Here is an 18,373-nt window from a genome sequence, read left to right as displayed (position 1 = left end):
CCCCCGCCGGAGCGGACACCGCAGCCTCGGCGGGCGGCTCGTCCGCCGCACCGGCCAGCGCGACCAGGACCTGCTGCCCGTCGCCGCCGTGCGGCCGTACGGCACCGAAGCCGGCGTCGTACATGAGCGTGTGCCACTGCTCGCTGCTGAGCAGGGGGCTGTGCTCGATGCGGTACGGGTCGTTGCTCAGCCACCAGCCGTCGGTGAGACCGAAGGTGAGCGTGGCGTAGTCCTGCCGTGTCGTGATCTCGTTGAGGACGAGGATTCCGCCCTCGCGCAGCACCTTGCGCACGTTGCGCAGGGTGCCGGGGACGTTGGACGTGGCGTGCAGGACGTTGGTGGCCACGACGATGTCGAAGGACCCGGTGTACTGCGCGGGCGGGTTCTCGATGTCGCAGATCTCGTAGGAGAGGAACGGGTAGTCGCCGCCGAAGGCGTCCCGGGCCTTGTGCAGGAAGGCGTACGACAGATCGGTGAAGTGGTAGCCGACCTCTCTCGGGTCCAGCTTCGGCAGCACGAACTTGGTGGTGCTGCCGGTCCCGGCCCCGATCTCCAGGATGCGCAGCGGGCGTCCCGGCGAACGGCGCTGGAAGTTCGCGACCACCTGCGCGCAGATCCGGTTGAAGTAGTCGGCGATGGGGTTGCTCTGGTAGACGGGCGCGACCAGGTCGAAGGATCCTTCGGGGAAGAGCACCTCCACCGCGTCGGCGGACCCGCCGAGCACGTCGGGCAGGTTGTCAAGGCACCGTTCGAGCAGCTTGATGTGCCCGCTCAACTCCGGGTACTGATGGATGAGTTCGGCCCGCGAGAGGGAGTGTGCCGCCGGCATCGCACCGATGGCTTCCCGCAGCTTCTCGTACTTGGCGATCGCCGTCGCCGGCAGCGGCACCTGCTGCAGCCGCCACCGGGTGTACGCCTCCAGCCGCTCGGAGAGGTCCCGGTTGCGGGCGACGTCCGTGTCGTCGTCCCTGAAGGCCGGCACCACGTCGTCGAGGACCCCCGAGGAACCGGCGGGCGATGCCACGGCGACGGGCTTGTGCGGCGTGATTCCCATGCGCTCCAACGCCTCTTCCGTTCCTTTCACACACGTGATCCGTCGGTGATCGGCCGCGAGGAACCGCTCGATGACCGCCAGCCCCTCGGCCGGTTCGATCGAGCCGATCCCCAGCCCTTCCATCCGCTCCCGGTACTCCGGTTTCGCGACGACCCCGATCTCGCCCCAGTAGCCCCAGTTGATGACCTTGGCGTCGATCAGCAGGGCCTGGTGCAGGAGGTCCGCGTAGGCGTCCTTGGCCACGCACGCGGCGGCGTAATTGCCCTGCCCGGCACTGGCGATGTACGCCTGGACGGAGGAGAAGAAGAGGCAGAAGTCGATGTCCCTGCCGCGCAGCGCCTCCACCAGGTGGTGGGTGCCGTGCAGCTTCGGGCGCAGTACGTCGTGCAGCACCCGTTCGCTCATGGTGGCGAGGGTGGAGTCCTGGAGCACGAGCGCGGAGTGCACGACGCCGTTGATGACCTCGTGGGCGTCGAGCGCGCGCTTGAGCGCCGGGCCGTCGGCCAGGTCGGCCTGGTGGTAGTGGACCGCGCGGGCGCCCGCCTCCCGCAGCTGCTGCGCGGTGCGGGCGAAGTCCTCGGCCGGGCGGCGGCCGATGACGACCACCTCGGCCCGGTGGACGGCGGCCAGGTGCTCGGCGAGCAGGCCGCCCAGCCCGCCGGTGCCGCCCAGGATGACGTAGGTGCCCCCGGTCCGGAAGGCCGAGCGGACCGGGCCGTCGGCGAGGGACGCCGGCTGCATCGACGCGACGGCGTACTCGTCACCGCGGACGCAGACGGGCTTGTCCGGCACGGTCGGAAGGGGGCGGTCCAGGGCCTCGGACAGCGTTGCCGCGGTGAGGTCGGCGAGGCAGAAGCAGCGCACCGACCAGTCGGGCCGCTCCTTGGCGAGGGCCTGTGCCAGGCCGACGTACACGCCGTCCACGGGATGCGTGGCGGCGGTGAACAGCGGGCTGTGCACCGCCTTGTCGGTGAACACGTCGAGGCGCACCCGCGGCCATCGGTCGAGGGCGTGGACGAGGTCCAGGAACGCCGTGAGGTCCGCGTCGCGGATCCCTTCGGCCCAGGAGGTGCGGCTGACGAACACCACGTGCCCGGCGGCGTCGGGGGCGGCGGCGAGTTCGGCCGTCGCCGTGCCGTCGAGCCGCAGCACCCTGCTGTGCGGGAAGCGCTCCGTCAGTTCCCGGTGCAGCCGGTGCTGTCCGGGCGGCACCAGGAAGGTCCGCGGCCCGCCCTCGCCGGTCCGCGGCGGGTCCAGCCGGCCGTGCGTCCACTGCGGGGCGAACACCATCGAGTCCACGGCGGCACGGCGAACCAGCGAGTCATCGGGGCGCGCTGTACCGGACGCGGCTTTTCCGCTTCGCCATTCGTTGTGACTCAACAAAATCCCCTATGCCTTAGGACGCCGGATTCAAAGAGCGGGCTTCACGCCGAGATCGAAAACCGACAGAAGCGGCTCGTAATTCTCGTCGAACACCGTGAAGTTGGTCCTGAAAGGAGAGAGCTTTTCCGTCAGGACGAAAGCGGAGCCGAGCGGAACGGGCACCGGAGCGTGAAAGATCATATGCCCCATGGAGAAGGGCATCAAGCTGTCACGATGCTCTCCGATGGAGATCGCCATACCCGATTGGAAAGAGCAGTCGAGGAGGTTCACCAGGCCCATCGGCGTGCCGTCGTTGTGCGACAGCCAGGCGAGCGACCGCTGTCCGTACCGCTGCACATAGGAATTGCGGCGGAAGTACGGGCCGTAGTCGATGCCCATGTTCGAGAACTCTGCGTAGATTTCCCGTCGGGTGAGGTGGGAGCGGGTGTTCGCGCAGATCTCGTCGCGCACGTCCAGGCCCACCGCGACAGCGCGGTCCTGCCGCTCGAACAGGAGCGTGCCCATGCCGCAGAGCGCGCCGCGGTTGGTGACGGTGTAGTCCACCGCCGTGGCGTCGGGTGCCGTGCGGAAGGCCACGAACAGCTCGTCCAGCGGCTCGTGCCCGGAGATCGGGCGCAGCCATGCGGCGTCCCGGACGGCGAACGTCCGTGCGCCGGGGTGGAGTCGGGCGGCTCCGCGCAGCGCCATCTCCAGACAGGCGACACCGGGCAGCACGCGCCGCCCCTGCACCAGGTGCTCCCTCAGATAGGTGTGGTCGGTCTCGATCCGGGCCCGGAACGTGCCCGGATCGCCGGTCCGGAGCAGCTCGGTCGGTGCCACCGTGCCGGGGCCGGGCGCCGCGTCGGCTTCGGTCGTCATGCCGTCCTCCCCTCGTCCGTGAACCAGAGGTCCGTCTCCTCGAACGGATAGCCGGGCAGCCGCACCCTGCGCGGCGCGTCGTCGGCGAACAGGGCCCGCCAGTCGACCGGTCGGCCGGCCAGGTACCGCTCGCGGGCCGGCTCGGAGGTCTCCTGCCGCTCGTCCCGTTCCCGCTCCCGCTCCCCGGGCGGCACGTGGACCGGTTCGCCCGCCGTGCGCAGGGCGTGCACCAGCTCCTCGGGGGAGGACGGGCACCACGCCAGGCGGTACGCCAGGTGCTCCCGCCGGCACAGGGTGTACGAGAGGTCGAGCAGGTCCTGGTCCGACAGCGGCCCGGTCCGCTCGATGTGGTCGAGCAGCCCGGCCGTCAGCCTGCGCAGCGCCTGCGGGGTGCGCGCCGACAGCGGGACCAGCCGGGTCCGTGCGGGGGTGGCGCGCCGGGCGGGAGGGCTCGGCGGCGCGGAGAGCACGACGTGGGCGTTGGTGCCGCCGAAGCCGAAGGAGCTGATGCCGGCCACGAGTTCGGCGCCGTCCTCGCCCCAGGGAACGGTCTTGCGCACCACCTCGAAGGGCGACTCCTCCAGGCCGATGGCCGGATTGGGCTCCTGGAAGTGCAGGTTGGCCGGGAGCGTCCGGTGCTCGAAGGCCTTGATCACCTTGGTCACGGAGGCGACTCCCGCGGCGGGCTCCAGGTGCCCGATGTGGGACTTGACCGCGCCGAGCCGGACACGGTGTCCTGCGGGCCTCGGCACCAGCTGCTGCCAGGCACGCTTCAGCGCGTCGGTCTCGATCGCGTCGCCGAGCACCGTTCCCGTTCCGTGGGTCTCGATGTAGCCGGTGCGGGCGGCGAGTTCGGGGGTGTAGGCGTCGAGGAGCAGACTGACCTGCGCGTTGGGGTTGGGGGCGGTGAGCGAGTTGGCGCGGCCTCCGTGGTTCTCCGCCACGCTCTCGACCACGGCGCGGATGGCGTCGCCGTCGGCCAGTGCGTCCTGAAGGCGCTTGACCAGGAAGGTCCCGTAGCCCTCGCCGCGGACGTAGCCGTCGGCCGCGGCGTCGAAGGCCGCACACCGGTGGTCCGGGGAAAGGAACCGCGCCGACCGCAGGCCCTCGTTGATCTGGGAGTCGAGGATGAGGTTGGCGCCGCCCACGACGGCCGCGTCGCAGACCCCGGCGCGCAGGTCGCGACAGGCCTTGACCAGTGCCACCAGGGAACCGGAGCAGGCGGTGTCGAGCACCGTGGAGGGGCCGTGCCAGTCGAACCAGGAGGAGATGCGCCCCGCGATGAGGCTCATCGAGTGCCCCACCAGCGAGTACGGGATCTGCCGCGCGTCCGCCCTCGCCTGGAGCAGCGCGTAGTCGTTGCCGGTGGCCGCCATGTAGCAGCCGGTACGTGAGCCGCTCAGCTCGGAGGGGGCGTACCCGGCGTCCTCCAGGGTGTGCCAGACGGACTGCAGCAACAGGCGCTGGCGCGGGTCCATCCAGCTCGCCTCGCGTGGCGAGATGGAGAAGAACCTGGCGTCGAACCCCTTGACGCCGGGGAGGAACCCGGCGAACTCCCCGGGCAGCCGGCGCTCGGCGGGGGCCGGCCCGACGCAGTCCCTGCCGTCGAGCAGGGTCTGCCAGAACGCCTCGGGGTCCGGTCCGCCGGGCAGGACCGCCGAGAGGCCGACGATGGCGAGGCGGCCGTCGGTGCCGAGCCGGTCCGGTGCCGGGCCCGGTCGCGGCGCGGCCGCCGGGCGGGTGTCCTGCCGTCCCTCGGGCCGGCCGCCGGCCAGCCGGGCCACGGTCTCGGCGACATTGCGCACGGTGTTCATGCGGTAGAAGTCGTGGGCGTGGACGACGACCCCGTACCGTTCGCTGATCCGTGCGGCGAGGATGTTGTAGCCGAGCGAGCTGACGCCCTGGTACCCGAGCGGCCGGTCGGCGTCGGGTTCCGGGAGGCCCAGTTCGGCGGCGACGAGCCGGCGCAGCTCGGCGAGCAGGTCCTGCCCGCCCGCCGCGCCGCCGTCCGCCCCGGCCCGCTGCTCGTCGGCCGCCGGCGCGGTCGCCTCGTCCTGCGGGGACAGGTCCAGTGAGGACAGGGGGGCCTCGCTCAGCTTCTTGACGTCGGTCTTGCCGTTGGCCGTCAGCGGGACCTCGGTCAGCCGGTGCACGGCCTGCGGCACCATGTAGTACGGCAGGGTGTCCCGGCAGCGTTCCCGTACCGCCGCGGCGTCGAAGTCCTCGGCGGCGGGCAGCCACACGAAGCACCGCAGGTGCGGCTCGGGCTGCGGCCGTACGACGGCGACGACCGTGGCGGACGGCGCCTGGGCCGCCACCGCGGCGGCGACCTCGTCGAGTTCGATGCGGTGGCCGTTGACCTTGCGCTGGCCGTCCTTGCGGGAGACATAGGTGAGGTGTGAGGGGCCTTCGTAGCGGACGAGGTCGCCGGTCCGGTAGGAGGGCGTGCCGTCGGGCAGTGTGCCGAAGGCCGTCACCGGGGCGTTCAGGTAGCCCTGGGCCACACAGTCGCCGGCGATCATCAGCTCGCCCCGCATGCCCGGAGCCACGCAGTGCCCGTCGGCGTCCACGACGTAGTACCGGGTGCCCAGCGCGGGCTCTCCCAGGTGGATGCGTCCGGCGTCGGTCACGCGCTGCCAGCTGGCCCAGATGGTCGCCTCGGTCGGGCCGTACATGTTGTAGACGGCCGCGCTCTGACTCAGCAAGTACTCCGCGAGGTCGCGGTCCAGGGCCTCCCCGCCGCACAGCAGCGTCATGGGCCGCTTCGCGCGCCAGCCGGCGGTCTTCAGGATGCGCCAGGTGGACGGCGTGGCCTGGACGACGGTGGCCCCGCTGGAGTCGATGCGCTCGGCCAGCAGGGTCGCGCTGGTCCTCGCCTCGTCGGACAGCACCTGGACGCTCGCGCCGCACAGCAGCGGCAGCAGGATCTCCAGGAGCGAGATGTCGAAGCCGATCGGGGTCAGTGCCACGATGCGGTCGTCCGGGCCCATACCGGGGTCCTGGCGCACGGAGTTCAGGAAGTTGACGAGGTTGCCCTCGCTCACCGCCACGCCCTTGGGGTTGCCGGTCGATCCCGAGGTGAACATCACGTAGGCGGTGCGGTCGGCGTCGGCCGGGGTCTCGGGCCGGACGTCGTGCGGCGGCGGGACGGGGGACGACGGGGTCGCGAGCGCGCCGTCCACCTCCCGCGTGGGTATGTGGGGGAAGAGTGCGGCCGCCCGGTCCCGGGTCGCCGAGTCCACCAGGATGACGCCCAGATCCGCGGTCCTCGCCATGTACGCGAGGCGGCTGTCCGGCAGCCGGGGGTCCATCGGTACGAACGTGCGCCGCAGCGCCAGCGCGGTCAGGGCGGCGAGGGGGACCGCGGCCGAACGCTCCAGGAACACACCGACCGGCCGCTGCTGTTCGCGCACGCCGTCGAGGGCGCCGTCGGCGGCCAGAGCCTGGCCCAACCTGCCCGCGGCATCGAGCAGTTCGCCGTAGGTGAGCGAACGCCGGTCGTCCACGACGGCCACCCGGTCCGGGTGCTGTCGCGCTGTCTCGACCAGGGCCGCGCCCAGGCCCTGGTGGGCCGGGGTGGCCCCGACGGCTCCCTCGGCCGCCGGTTCCAGCGGGCGCGAGAGGTCGCACTGCGCGGGCGGACGGTGCGGCTCGGCGGTCATGAACCGGGCCATGCGCAAGAAGTTGGTCGCCAGCGCCGAGAGGGCCTCGGGCGAGAGCACACGCGTGGCGGAGTCGAAGGAGAGGTGGATGCCCTGTTCGTCGGAGCTGAAGTTGACGCTCAGCTCGCTGGAGCTGCCGGTGTCGGGCTTGCGGACCCACGAGACGGCCACGCCGCTCAGCTCCGGCACCGCGGTGGGCAGCATCGCGGAGGAGGAGTTCACCACGAGGTTGAGCGCGCTGCCGCCCTCGTCCGCCGTGCGGCCCTGCTCGGTGGCGGCCAGGGCCAGCAGGTCGAACGTCGGGAAGCCCTGATGGTCGCGCAGGTCCTCGCGCTGGGTGCGCACCTGTTCGAGCAGCGAGAGCGCGGACCGCTGCGCCGAGACGTCCAGCCACAGCGGCAGCAGGTTGGTGTGGCAGCCGTAGGGGGCGCCGTAGGCCCGTGTGTCCACGGTGTGCGCGACCACGACGCTGCGGTCGTCGTCGCCGTAGACGTGCACGAGAGCCCCGGTGACGCCCACCACGAACTGGAGCAGGCTCAGCTCGTGGTGGCGCAGGAACCGGTGGATGTCCTCGGCCTGTTCGCCGGTGATCGTCTCCTTGACGGCGATACGGCGGCCGTCCCGGTGGGGTGCGGTGGAGGAGAAGGGCAGCGGCTGGTGCAGCCGGCGACCCGCCAGCATCGACCGCCAGTAGGAGGCGTCCGCGTCGGCGTCGGAGCGCGACACCGCGCCGAAGGACCGCTCCAGGACGGGGGTCTCGCCCCGCCAGCAGGCGCTGAGGGCAGCGCAGAACGGCGCGTAGCACCCGCCGTCGAACACCACATGACTGAAATCGAGGCGGAGCAGCAGATTCTCGCCGGACTCCTGCCAGAACCGGAAACGGAAGAGTTCCTGACCGGTGGGGTCGATGCCGCCGGAGTCGAGGAGATCGTCCTGCCGTTCGCAGCGCCGCAGCACCCGGCGGGGCACCGGGCGACTCTTCGCCACCAGCTCTCCGCCGATTTCGGTGAAATAGCTGAGAAGTCGCGGGAACGCGGTGGAAACCACTTCCCTCAGTGCGTCGTCGAGACGGTCGGTGTCGACATCGCCGGCCAAGGCGTACACATAGCTGACGGTAAGTCCCGGGTCATCGGGATTCTGCTGGTACCGATACCACTGAAAGCGCTCGTAGGCGCTCGCCTGACGCTCCGTCATGCACACACAGACCTTTCAACCGCCGAGGCCACCGAATAATGGGTACACCGCTCCGGTACACCTGCACTCGAATTCCGGTCGATCTTGCGGGACCACACCCCACCCCACCCATAATGCCGTGCGGGATTCCGCGTTGCACGGTCCGGTTGTTCAACTGCCGCCGGGCCGCGATTGAACACCCGCGGCTTTAGCGACACTCAAGCGTCCGGCCTTGCGGACATTTGGCCTGAGTGCTTTTCAGGAGGTACACACGTGCTGCTCTCGGAAGACGACGTGGCGCTGTTCGCGCGGGTCAGCGGCGACCACAACGCGCTGCACTGCTCGCCCGACCACGCCCGCCGCACGCCCTTCGGCCGGACCGTCGCCCACGGTGTGCTCGCGGCGCTGGGGACGCTGGAGGAGCGGGCCCCGGACGGGGCCGGCGTCACAGCCGTCGAGGTCGACTTCGGCAACCCCGTGTTCCCCGGGGTGCGTTACCGCTCCGAGGCGCTCGACGCGGCCCGGTCCGGCTCCGGACACCGGCTGCTCGACGGGGACCGCGCCTGTCTGACCGTACGGGTGCGCCCCGGCACCTCGCCGGACCTGGACCTGCTGCCCGTTGCGCCGGTGCGGTCGGCGAGCCGGCTCACGATCGCGGACCTGCCGCCGGGCACCACGGTGTCCGGTGCGTACGGCCCGGAGGGGATCGATGCGCTGCGTGACCGGTTCCCGGTCGCCTCCCGGCTGCTCGGGCGGACCCCGCTGGCCTGTCTGCTGTGGTCGAGCTATCTGGCCGGGATGTGCCTGCCGGGAGAGAACTGCCTGCTCGGCCGGGTGGCGCTGCGCTTCTTCCCGGTGGCCGTGAGCCGTCCCGCGACGCTGTCGTACACCGCCCGCGTGGTCCACGCCGACCATCGCTTCGGACTGGTGTCGATCGCCGGGGAGATCACGGCGGACGGCGCGGTCGTCGCCCAGGCCGAGATCGAGGCGATGGTCCGCACGCCCGCTCCGCCGGCCACGTCGGCCGCGCTGGCCACGCATCTGAGCCCGTCCACCCGGCTGCGAGGCACCTCGGCCGCGGTCGTCGGCGGCAGCCGCGGACTCGGCGCGGCCCTGTCCCTGGCACTGGCGTCGCAGGGCTGCGAGGTCTTCGTCGGGCACCGGGGCACACTGCCGCAGAACCTGCTGGACGAGGCCGACGGGCTGCCGGGCCGGCTGCGCTCCGTGCCCGGCGACGCCACGGACCCGCGCTGGAGCAGCGAACTGCGCGCCCGCGTCGAGCACGAGCACGGCCGGCTCGACTTCCTGGTGTGCAGCGCGGCCCCGCCCCTGCGCACCCTGGGCCTGGCCGTCACCGACCTGGAGCGGATGGACGCGTTCGTGACCGGTTCGCTGCGGCTGGTGAGCGCGCCGATGGCCGGGCTGCTCCCGCTCCTGGAGAAGGGGCGGGGCACCTGCCTGGTGATCTCCTCGGCAGCCCTGCGCGAACCGCCCCGCGACTGGCCGCACTACGTCGCGGCCAAGTCCGCCGTGGAGGGCCTGGTCCACTGGGCCGCCCGGCACCATCCCGGCGTGGGGTTCCTGCTCACCCGGCCGGGGATGCTGTGGACCGAGCAGACGAATTCGCCCAGCGCCCGGGAGACCGCCGGGCCGGTGGAGCCGGTGGCCGCGCAGCTGGTGCGGCGCATGCTCCAGCCCGCGCCCGACGGCACGGTCCCCCATCTGATCGCCGGGGAAGCCGCCGACCCGGTCGGTGCCGGCCGGGTGTGAGAAGGGCCCGGCGCCCGAAGACGAGGGGCCCGGTGCCCGAGGACGGTCACCGGGCCCGGGTGCTCCCCCGTCGGGGACGGTGATGCCGGGTGGCTGTCAGCGCGCGGCGGAGCTGTCCGCGTTCTCGTTGCGCGAGTCCTGCGGGGAGCCGGTGCCGCCGCCGGACCTCGGCACGGCGGACAGCAGGAAGGCGAGGAGGGCGAAGGCCGCCGCGGAGAAGATGGGCAGCGAGCTGGAGCCGTCGATGACACCGAAGACGACACCGGACAGGCCCGCGGAGATGGCGGCGATGGCACCGGCCGTGCCCATGACGGAGCCCTGGTGGCTGTCGTCCACGGCGGCCGACATCATGCCCACCAGACCGCTGTAGGAGATGCCGTAGGTGGCCGCGCCGACCAGGCACAGGGCGTAGAGCACGGCCGTGGAGCCGGTCAGCGCGGTCCCGGCGATGCACAGGGTCATCCCCGCGAGCGCCCCGGCCACCGCGACCTGCGGCTTGAGGTACTTCATCGACAGCGGCACCAGGGAGAGGAAGGCCGCCGCGAGGCCGACACCGACCACCGAGATGAGGTTGGTGACCGCGCGCTGGTCGAAGCCCTCGTTCGCCGTCAGGTACAGGCCGATGAACTGGAAGAAGGCCGTCCATCCCAGGGACATCAGGAGCAGGGCGGTGGAGTACATCCTGACCCCGGGGAAGGCCAAGGACTCCATCAGGTGCTTGACCGGGTTCGGGAAGGCCATGCGCCCCGCCGGCCTGGGGGCCGGGTCCTCACGGTAGGAGATCAGCAGGATCAGCAGGTTGAGCAGCGTGACACCGGCCACGAAGACGAACGGGGTCGTGAGGTCGAACCAGGAGACCAGGGTGGAGTCGCTGAGGTAGCCGCCGATGAGCGGGCCCACCACGTACCCGCTGGAGACGCAGAACATGATCAGGCCGATGGAGTTCACACGGCGTTCCTTCGGCGTGACGTCCAGGATGGCGGCCTGGGCGACCGGCAGGCTGCCGGAGAACAGGCCACCGATCACCCGCCCGGCGACGAACAGGACGACGTCCCGGCGCAGCAGCGCCGTGATGGTCAGCGTGTAGCCCAGGGCCAGTCCCAGCAGACACAGCATCAGTGTCTTCTTGCGGCGGAAGTGGTCGGACAGCGCGCCGAGCACGGGGGCGCCGAAGAACATCGCCAGCGAATAGCTGCCGATGGCGACTCCGTAGAACAGGTCCCGCGTACCGGTTCCGCCGCTTCTCATGATGCCGATATGGGCGTCGTAGGAGATGGGAATCAGCACGGGAATGATGAGGCTGACACTCAGGTTGTCGATCAGGATGATGAAGTAGAGCGGGATGAGACTGGCCAACCCGTTTTTACGCATGATTGTTTCTCGGCTCCTGGCAGATCGGTGGGAGGGGCAACGACCGCGGGCGGCATCGTAACGCACTGAGATTCATGGGGTGTTGACGGATTGTGCCGCAAGGCGGTCTCAACCGGATCTCCAGCGGCTGCACTTGACCCGAACTCGACCGCCGTGGCGCACGATGCACCGAAGAATCTGAACAGGTACGATCCCGAATCCATCGTGCAGCGCTCAACGAGCGGCCTCCAGGCCTCCATCCGGCCACCAGGTTTCGGCCGTCGGGCCTGCTTCACCTTTTTCCGCCATATGCGTTGGCCGGTCACGGCCGAAACGAGGGTGTTCTCGAGATGGAAGCGAACGAACTGAAGTCCGTGGAAAGCACGGTGCTGGAGGCGTGGTGCGGCGCACTGGGCCTGGACGTGGTCGCCCCGGACGTCCCCTTCGCCGCGCTGGGCGGGGACTCGATGCGAGCCGTGCGCGTGCTGTCGCGGCTGTGGCGTGAGCTGGGCGTGGAGCTGCCCGTGCACACGCTCGGCAACGACACCACCGCCGCCGAACTCGCCACGGCCGTCCGCGCCCACATGAGCGGCCCGACCGCATGAGCGAGGCGAGGAATCCGGGCATCGCCCTCGCCGCGACCTTCACCTCGGACGGGCTCAGGGACGCCATGGCCCGGCGACTGCGCGAGAGCGGACGCGACGTCCAGGCGGCGCCGTACGGCCAGCTGGTGGAGCCGATGCTGGACCCCGGCAGTGTGCTGCTGACCCACACCGGGGTGAACGTCGTGCTGCTGCGGGCCGAGGACCTGTACCGGGGCACCGCAGACCCCTCGGCCGGTGACCGGCTCCTGGACGAGCTGCTCTCGGTGCTGTCCGGTGCGCCCACCCGCAGCGCGGCCACCTGGCTGGTGGCCCTGACCCCGGCGTCGCCGGGGGCCCTCGCCGACCCCGTCGCGGCCCGGTGGATCGAGGCCGCCTCGCGGCGGATCACCGAGGCGGTGGATCCGCTGCCCGGGATGCACCTCGTCTCGCTCGACGACCTCACGGACCGGTACGAGATACCGGAGACGCACGACGAGTACGCCGACCGCATCGCCCATCTCCCCTACACCGAGGAGTACTTCGACGCGCTGGCCGACTGGCTGGTGCGGCTGGCCGCCACGACGTGGCACAGGCCCCGCAAGGTCGTGGTGCTCGACTGCGACAACACCCTGTGGGCCGGGGTGTGCGGCGAGGACGGGCCGCTCGGGGTCGAGATCGGGCCGGGGCGCCGCAAGGTCCAGGAGTTCATGCTGGACCAGCGCGCGCGGGGCAAGCTGCTGTGCCTGTGCAGCCGCAACGAGGAGGCGGACGTCCAGGCCGTGTTCGCCGAGAACCCCGACATGGTCCTCACGACGGCCGACGTCACCGCCCACCGGATCGGCTGGCAGCCCAAGGCCCAGTACCTCTCCGAACTCTCCCAGGAACTGGGGCTCGCGCTGAACTCGTTCGTCTTCGTGGACGACGACGCCGTGGAGTGCGCGTCGGTGCGCGCCGCACTGCCCGAGGTCGCCGTCGTGGAGCTGACCCGGGACGCGGACGCGGCGCCGCGGCAGCTGGCCCATGAGACGGCCTTCGACCAGCTCACGGTGACCGACGAGGACCGGCTGCGGGCCGACTGGTACGGGGCCGAGCCCGAGCGCCGGGCGCTGGAGCGGTCCGTCGCGGACTACGAGGAGTTCCTGGCCCGTTGCGCCATCGAGGTCACGATGGCGCAGCTGACCGACTCCACCCTGGACCGGGCGGCCCAACTGACGTCTCGCACCACGCAGTTCACCCTTGCGGGCAGCGCCTTCACGGTGCCGGAGCTGCGGCTGCTGCTCGACGACGGCGGCCAGGGCTGGACGGTGCGGGTCCGCGACGCCTTCGGCGACTACGGCACCGTCGGGCTGGTCCTGGCGCGGGCCGACGGCGACGTGCTGGACGTCCCGGTCTTCCTGCTCAGCTGCCGGGTCCTCAACCGCCGTGTGGAGACCCGGATGCTGCGGATGCTGTGCGCGAAGGCCCGTGCGGCCGGCTGCAGCACCCTGCGGCTCCCCTACCGGCCCACCCGGCGCAACGCGCCCGCGCGGCAGTTCCTCCAGCAACTCTCCGGCAGCGCCATCGGCGCCGAGGACGCCCCCGGCGCCGTCGACGTGCGGGTCGCCGACTGGGCCGACGCACCCGTGGCGGCCGCGCCGTAGTCGCGCGTCCCGCGACCGCACCACACACATGGCCGGCGATCCGGCCGGCCATCCGCAAAGGCGCACGGCGCTGCGGTACCGGGGCCGGGAGACGCGAGAAGGCTCCCGGCCCGCGCCCGCACCGCCCGCGCCGGTACAGAGGGAACGAGGGAATCACTCCATGACCACCAGTACGAGACGACGGCCCGCACAGAGCCGCACACTGTGGCGGCGGCTGTCCGCCGCGGCGGCCGGCTGCGCCGCCCTCATGCTGGCCACCGTCGCGCCCGCCGCAACCGGCGCCACCGCGAGCGGCGCCGAGCCGGCCGGGGCGCACAGTGTGCCCGTGCAGCCCCAGTGGGCCAGCGCGGGACAGAACAACCACAACACCCGCCACGCCGCCACCGAGCACGTCATCGGCCCGAAGAACGTGGGCAAGCTGGCGCCGAAGTGGACCTTCACCACCGACGGCGACGTCTCCGCGACGCCCACCGTCGTGAACGGCACCGTGTACGTGCCCGACTGGGGCGGCAAGCTGTGGGCCATCGACGCCGACAGCGGCAAGGCCGTCTGGTCGAACAGCATCTCCAGCTACGACGGCGTCGAGGGGCACATGTCCCGGACCAGCCCGGCGTACTGGAAGGGCAACCTCTACATCGGCACCGGCACGCTGACGACGACCGCGCTGAAGAGCGCGTACCTCATCTCCGTCGACGCCAAGACCGGCAAGAAGCAGTGGATGACCAAGGTCGACGACGACCCGACGACGGTCATCACCTCCTCCCCCACCGTGGACGACGGGATCATCTACGTGGGGACGTCCTCCAAGGCGTCGACCCTGCACGACAAGCCGAACTTCCGCGGCGCGGTCCTCGCGATCGACGCCCGCACCGGCAAGATCCTGTGGAAGACCTACACCATCCCGAAGGGCTACACCGGAGCCTCCGTGTGGGGCAGCCAGCCGGTGGTCGACCACAAGACCGGCCTGGTGTTCGTCGGCACGGGCAACAACTACACGTCGCCGCCCGGTGTCTGCCTCAACCCCAAGCAGACCGACTGCACCCCGCCGGCCGAGGACGACCACTTCGACAGCGTGCTCGCGCTGGACCTGAGGACCGGCAAGATCCGGTGGTACCACCACACGCTGACCGCCGACACCTGGATGATGTACGAGCAGAACCAGGCCCCGGACTTCGACTTCGGCTCCGCCGCGAACCTCTACACCACCGAGATCGACGGCAAGCCGAAGGACCTGCTCGGCATAGGCCAGAAGAGCGGCGTCTACTACGCGCTCGAACCGGCCACGGGCAAGGTCGTGTGGCAGACCCAGGTCGGCCCCGGCGGTCCGCTGGGCGGCATCCAGTGGGGCTCGGCCACCGACGGAAAGCGCATCTACGTCGGCATCGGCAACGGTGCACACCTGCCCTGGACCATCACCGCGGCCGACGGCACCAAGTCCACGGTCGACAGCGGCTTCTTCGCCGCGGTCGACGCCGCCACCGGCGAGATCGAGTGGCAGACCGCCGACCCGCAGGGCAAGGACGGCAAGTGGCTGGACGACTCGTTCATCACCCATGCCAACGGCGTCATGTATGCGGGCTCGTCGGCGCCGAGCGGCACCAACATGTACGCGCTGGACGCCGACTCCGGCAAGATCCTGTGGGACTTCGCCAGCGGCGGCTCCGTCTGGGGCGGGGCGGCCGTGGTCGACGGCAGCGTGTACTGGGGCTCCGGCTACTACATCTCCAATGTGGGTGAGGGCCTGAGCGGCCACAACAACAAGCTCTACCGCTTCACCCTCGACGGCCGCTGACACGCCGTCCCGACCATGCGAAACGGCCCGGGCAGGAGCTGCCCGGGCCGTTTCGCGGCCTTGCGCGGCGTCAGGCCGCGGCCGGCACCGGCTGCCGCAGCGGCTTCCACCACTGCGGGTTGTCGCGGTACCAGTCGACCGTCCGGGCCAGGCCGTCCTGGAAACAGACGCGCGGGGCGTACCCGAGTTCCCGGATCTTGCTGTCGTCGACGGAGTAGCGGCGGTCGTGGCCCGGCCGGTCGGGCACATGGGTGATCCGCTCCGGCCCCGCCCCGCACGCCTGGAGCAGCAGGCGGGTGAGTTCGACGTTGGTCAGCTCCTCGCCGCCGCCGATGTTGTAGGCCTCCCCCGGCCTGCCCTTCTCCAGCACCAGCTGCACGCCCCTGCAGTGGTCGTCCACGTGCAGCCAGTCGCGGACGAACAGGCCGTCGCCGTACAGCGGCACCTGCCCGCCCTGGAGCAGGTTGGTCACGAAGAGCGGGATGACCTTTTCGGGGTACTGGTGGGGGCCGTAGTTGTTGCTGCAGCGGGTCACGCTCACGTCCATCCCGTAGGTGCGGGCGTAGGCGCGCGCCAGGATGTCGGCCCCGGCCTTCGACGCGGCGTAGGGCGAGTTCGCCAGGAGTGCGCAGTCCTCGGTCCAGGAGCCCGCCTCGATCGACCCGTACACCTCGTCGGTGGAGATGTGCACGAACCGGGGCACCCGCGCCGCTCGCGCCGCCGACAGCAGGGCCTGCGTGCCAAGGACGTTGGTGCGTACGAAGTCCTCGGCGCCGGCGATCGACCGGTCCACATGGCTCTCCGCGGCGAAGTTGACCACCGCGTCGTGTCCCGGGACGAGTTCGGCGAGCAGTGCGGCGTCGCAGATGTCGCCTCGTACGAAGGTCAGGCCGGGATGGCCCTGGACGTCGGCGAGGTTGGCGGTGTTGCCCGCGTAGGTGAGCTTGTCCAGGACCGTGATGCGCACGTCGTCGGGATCTCCGTACGCTCCGGCGAGCGCATGGCGTACATAGGTCGACCCGATGAATCCGGCGGCGCCGGTGACGAGCAAACGCACGGGGACTTCCCTCTCTCACGTGTGGGTCGCACGCTCCGGGGCTGCTTCCGCCCCGGGCAGTGCGAGGTCCTTCAGCACGGCTCGGGCCACGTCGCCCGCGCGGTCCTGCAGATAGAAGTGGCCGCCCGAAAAGACCCGTGAGCGCCCGGGGAGGACCGACAGCCGCAGCCAGCCGATCGCCTCCTCGGGGGCGCACAGGGGGTCATCGGTGCCGGTCATCGCCGTGACCGGGCAGCGCAGGCCGGGCCCGTCCTGCCAGGTGTAGGACCTCAGGGCCTGGTAGTCGGCGCGCAGCGCGGGCAGGGCCAGGGCCTGCACCTCGGGGTCGTCGAGCGCGTCGCCGCCGCCGAGTCTGCGGACCTCGGCCAGCAGCGCGGCGTCGTCGTCCAGGCCGTCGGTCGGCCCCGCCCCGGCCGTGGGCGCGCGGCGGGCGGACACGAACAGCCGGTGTGGGGTGATGCCGAGGCGGTCGAGGCGCCGGGCCGTCTCATAGGCGACGAGCGCGCCCAGGCTGTGGCCGAACAGGGCGTACGGCGTGGTGCCGAGCGTGTCTGTCGTGTCCAGTGCCTCGGCGATCCGGTCGGCCAGCTCGGTCAGCCGCGGCACCGGCGGCTCGTGCCGCCGGTCCTGCCGTCCCGGGTACTGCACCGCCAGGACCTCCACTGCGGGGCCCAGGGCGCGCGCGAGGCCGTGGTAGCTGCTCGCGGCTCCCCCGGCGTGCGGGAAGCAGACGAGACGCATCGCCGCCTCGGCCGGTGGGGCGAACCGTCGCAGCCAGGACTCCGGCGAGGCGTCATCGGCGGTCATCGCCCCAGCCGCACGGGAAGGCTCTCGATGCCGCGCAGGAAGGAGCGGCGCCAGCGCACCTGGTCCGGCTCGATCGCCAGGTCGAGGCCGGGGAAGCGGGTCAGGAGGGCGCGCAGCGCGATCTCGCACTCCAGGCGGGCCAGCGGGCCGCCCACGCAGAAGTGGATGCCGTGGCCGAGGGAGAGGTGCCCGCCGGCGTCGCGGGTCACGTCGAACCGCTCGGGGTCGGGGAACCGGCGGGGGTCGCGGTTGGCTGCGGCGCCCGCGATGAGCACGGTGCTGTGCGCGGGGATGTGGACACCGCCGATCTCGACGGGTTCGAGCGAGCCGCGCGTGGTGATCTCGGCGGGGCCGAGGAAGCGCAGCACCTCCTCCACGGCGTTCGGCAGGATCGACGGGTCCTGGCGCACCTTGGCCAGTTCGCCGGGGTGGGTGAGGAGCAGGTAGGTGGCCATGGCGATGAGGCTCACCGAGGTCTCGAAGCCCGCGATGAGCAGGATCAGCACCACCGAGGCGAGTTCGTCGGTGCTGAGCCGGTCCTCGTCCTCCTCGTGGACGTGGATCAGCGCCGAGAGGAGGTCGTCGCCGGGGTCGGCACGGCGGCGGTCGATCAGTTCGAGGATGAAGCCGACCAGGGCGCGGGCCGCCTGCTCGCGCTGTTCCACCCGGTCGGCGTCGATCACCAGGAACTCGTTGCTCCACCGGCCGAAGTCGCCCTGGTAGCACTTCTCGACGCCGAGCAGTTCACTGATCACGGTGATCGGCAGCGGGTAGGCGAAGCGTTCGACCAGGTCGGTCTCGTCCTGGCCGGTGAGGCCGTCGAGCAGCTGCTCGGCCAGCTGCTCGATCCGGCCGCGCATGGATTCCACCCGGCGGGCGGTGAACTCCCGGGCGACGAGCCCCCGCAGCCGTGTGTGGGCCGGCGGGTCGTTGCTGCCCATGTTGTTGGCGAAGTAGGGCCGGACGTCCTCGGGGATGCCGTGGTAGGTCGGCAGCTCCACCTCGGGAGGCTGCTTCTTGAGGTCGTTGCTGAGCCGCAGGTCGCCGAGGGCGGCCTTGGCCTCTGCGTGACGGGTGATCAGATACGCTTCCCGGCCGATGAAGCTCACCTTGCTCACCGGTTCGCGCTCGCGCAGCGCGGCGTAGGCCTCGTACTGGTCGATGTGGAAGAGATCGCTGTCCAGGCTGGGAACAGCGGTTCGTGCATCAGTCGTCACTGCGGTCTGCCTTTCCGTCAGGGGTG

11 protein-coding genes are annotated in these 18,373 nt (G+C 71.3%); 4 read left to right on the top strand and 7 right to left on the bottom strand.

Going from position 1 to position 18,373, the window contains the following annotated elements:
• The 3 genes from AQI95_RS42940 to AQI95_RS42930 form a co-directional block, all read right to left on the bottom strand.
• Positions 1–2,344: SDR family NAD(P)-dependent oxidoreductase (locus AQI95_RS42940; protein ID WP_244189094.1), on the bottom strand; the 2,344-nt coding region annotated here is incomplete at its 3' end.
• A gap of 120 nt (positions 2,345–2,464) precedes the next feature.
• A complete protein-coding gene (locus tag AQI95_RS42935) occupies positions 2,465–3,295 on the bottom strand; it encodes a polyketide synthase dehydratase domain-containing protein (RefSeq protein WP_067136802.1) in 831 nt (276 codons plus the stop codon).
• On the bottom strand, positions 3,292–8,151 hold the full coding sequence (locus AQI95_RS42930) for a beta-ketoacyl synthase N-terminal-like domain-containing protein (RefSeq protein WP_067136800.1): 4,860 nt from the start codon (positions 8,149–8,151) through the stop codon (positions 3,292–3,294). The genes AQI95_RS42935 and AQI95_RS42930 overlap by 4 nt, the downstream gene beginning before the upstream one ends.
• Before the next feature lie 252 nt (positions 8,152–8,403).
• Here AQI95_RS42930 and AQI95_RS42925 point away from each other — a divergent pair, with 252 nt between their 5' ends.
• A complete protein-coding gene (locus AQI95_RS42925; RefSeq protein WP_067136798.1) occupies positions 8,404–9,900 on the top strand; it encodes an SDR family NAD(P)-dependent oxidoreductase in 1,497 nt (498 codons plus the stop codon).
• A gap of 96 nt (positions 9,901–9,996) precedes the next feature.
• Here the strand turns inward: AQI95_RS42925 and AQI95_RS42920 are convergent, their stop codons facing one another.
• On the bottom strand, positions 9,997–11,271 hold the full coding sequence (locus AQI95_RS42920; RefSeq protein WP_079071976.1) for an MFS transporter: 1,275 nt from the start codon (positions 11,269–11,271) through the stop codon (positions 9,997–9,999).
• 329 nt (positions 11,272–11,600) lie between these two features.
• Here AQI95_RS42920 and AQI95_RS42915 point away from each other — a divergent pair, with 329 nt between their 5' ends.
• From AQI95_RS42915 to AQI95_RS42905, 3 genes are all read left to right on the top strand, one after another.
• Positions 11,601–11,855: an acyl carrier protein gene (locus tag AQI95_RS42915; RefSeq protein ID WP_067136794.1), complete on the top strand. Its 255-nt coding sequence runs from the start codon at positions 11,601–11,603 to the stop codon at positions 11,853–11,855.
• Positions 11,852–13,474, top strand: coding sequence for an HAD-IIIC family phosphatase (locus AQI95_RS42910; RefSeq protein WP_067136792.1), 1,623 nt, complete (start codon positions 11,852–11,854; stop codon positions 13,472–13,474). The genes AQI95_RS42915 and AQI95_RS42910 overlap by 4 nt, the downstream gene beginning before the upstream one ends.
• Positions 13,475–13,634: 160 nt before the next feature.
• Positions 13,635–15,266, top strand: coding sequence for an outer membrane protein assembly factor BamB family protein (locus tag AQI95_RS42905; protein WP_067136787.1), 1,632 nt, complete (start codon positions 13,635–13,637; stop codon positions 15,264–15,266).
• Positions 15,267–15,336: 70 nt separating this feature from the next.
• On the opposite strand, the gene rfbB is transcribed toward AQI95_RS42905, so the two are convergent.
• From rfbB to AQI95_RS42890, 3 genes are read right to left on the bottom strand one after another with little or no spacing between them, the layout of a single operon-like run.
• Complete coding sequence (gene rfbB, locus AQI95_RS42900; protein ID WP_067136783.1) at positions 15,337–16,323, bottom strand: dTDP-glucose 4,6-dehydratase; 987 nt, start codon at positions 16,321–16,323, stop codon at positions 15,337–15,339.
• 15 nt (positions 16,324–16,338) lie between these two features.
• Positions 16,339–17,130, bottom strand: a complete 792-nt coding sequence (locus AQI95_RS42895) for a thioesterase II family protein (RefSeq protein ID WP_067136782.1) — start codon at positions 17,128–17,130, stop codon at positions 16,339–16,341.
• Positions 17,127–18,347 carry a cytochrome P450 family protein gene (locus AQI95_RS42890; protein ID WP_067136780.1) on the bottom strand — a complete coding sequence of 407 codons (1,221 nt, stop codon included), beginning with the start codon at positions 18,345–18,347 and terminating at the stop codon, positions 17,127–17,129. Before AQI95_RS42890 ends, AQI95_RS42895 begins: the two co-directional genes overlap by 4 nt.
• Positions 18,348–18,373 lie beyond the last annotated feature (26 nt).

It is taken from the genome of Streptomyces yokosukanensis (assembly GCF_001514035.1).
Classification (GTDB): domain Bacteria; phylum Actinomycetota; class Actinomycetes; order Streptomycetales; family Streptomycetaceae; genus Streptomyces; species Streptomyces yokosukanensis.
This window is presented reverse-complemented; position numbering and strand designations above follow the sequence as displayed.

Excerpts from the sequence above, each read along its gene's own strand:
- AQI95_RS42935 (WP_067136802.1), bottom strand. The coding sequence starts at position 3,295 with ATGACGACCGAAGCCGACGCGGCGCCCGGCCCCGGCACGGTGGCACCG.
- AQI95_RS42930 (WP_067136800.1), bottom strand. The coding sequence starts at position 8,151 with ATGACGGAGCGTCAGGCGAGCGCCTACGAGCGCTTTCAGTGGTATCGG.
- AQI95_RS42920 (WP_079071976.1), bottom strand. The coding sequence starts at position 11,271 with ATGCGTAAAAACGGGTTGGCCAGTCTCATCCCGCTCTACTTCATCATC.
- AQI95_RS42915 (WP_067136794.1), top strand. The coding sequence starts at position 11,601 with ATGGAAGCGAACGAACTGAAGTCCGTGGAAAGCACGGTGCTGGAGGCG.
- AQI95_RS42910 (WP_067136792.1), top strand. The coding sequence starts at position 11,852 with ATGAGCGAGGCGAGGAATCCGGGCATCGCCCTCGCCGCGACCTTCACC.
- AQI95_RS42905 (WP_067136787.1), top strand. The coding sequence starts at position 13,635 with ATGACCACCAGTACGAGACGACGGCCCGCACAGAGCCGCACACTGTGG.
- AQI95_RS42895 (WP_067136782.1), bottom strand. The coding sequence starts at position 17,130 with ATGACCGCCGATGACGCCTCGCCGGAGTCCTGGCTGCGACGGTTCGCC.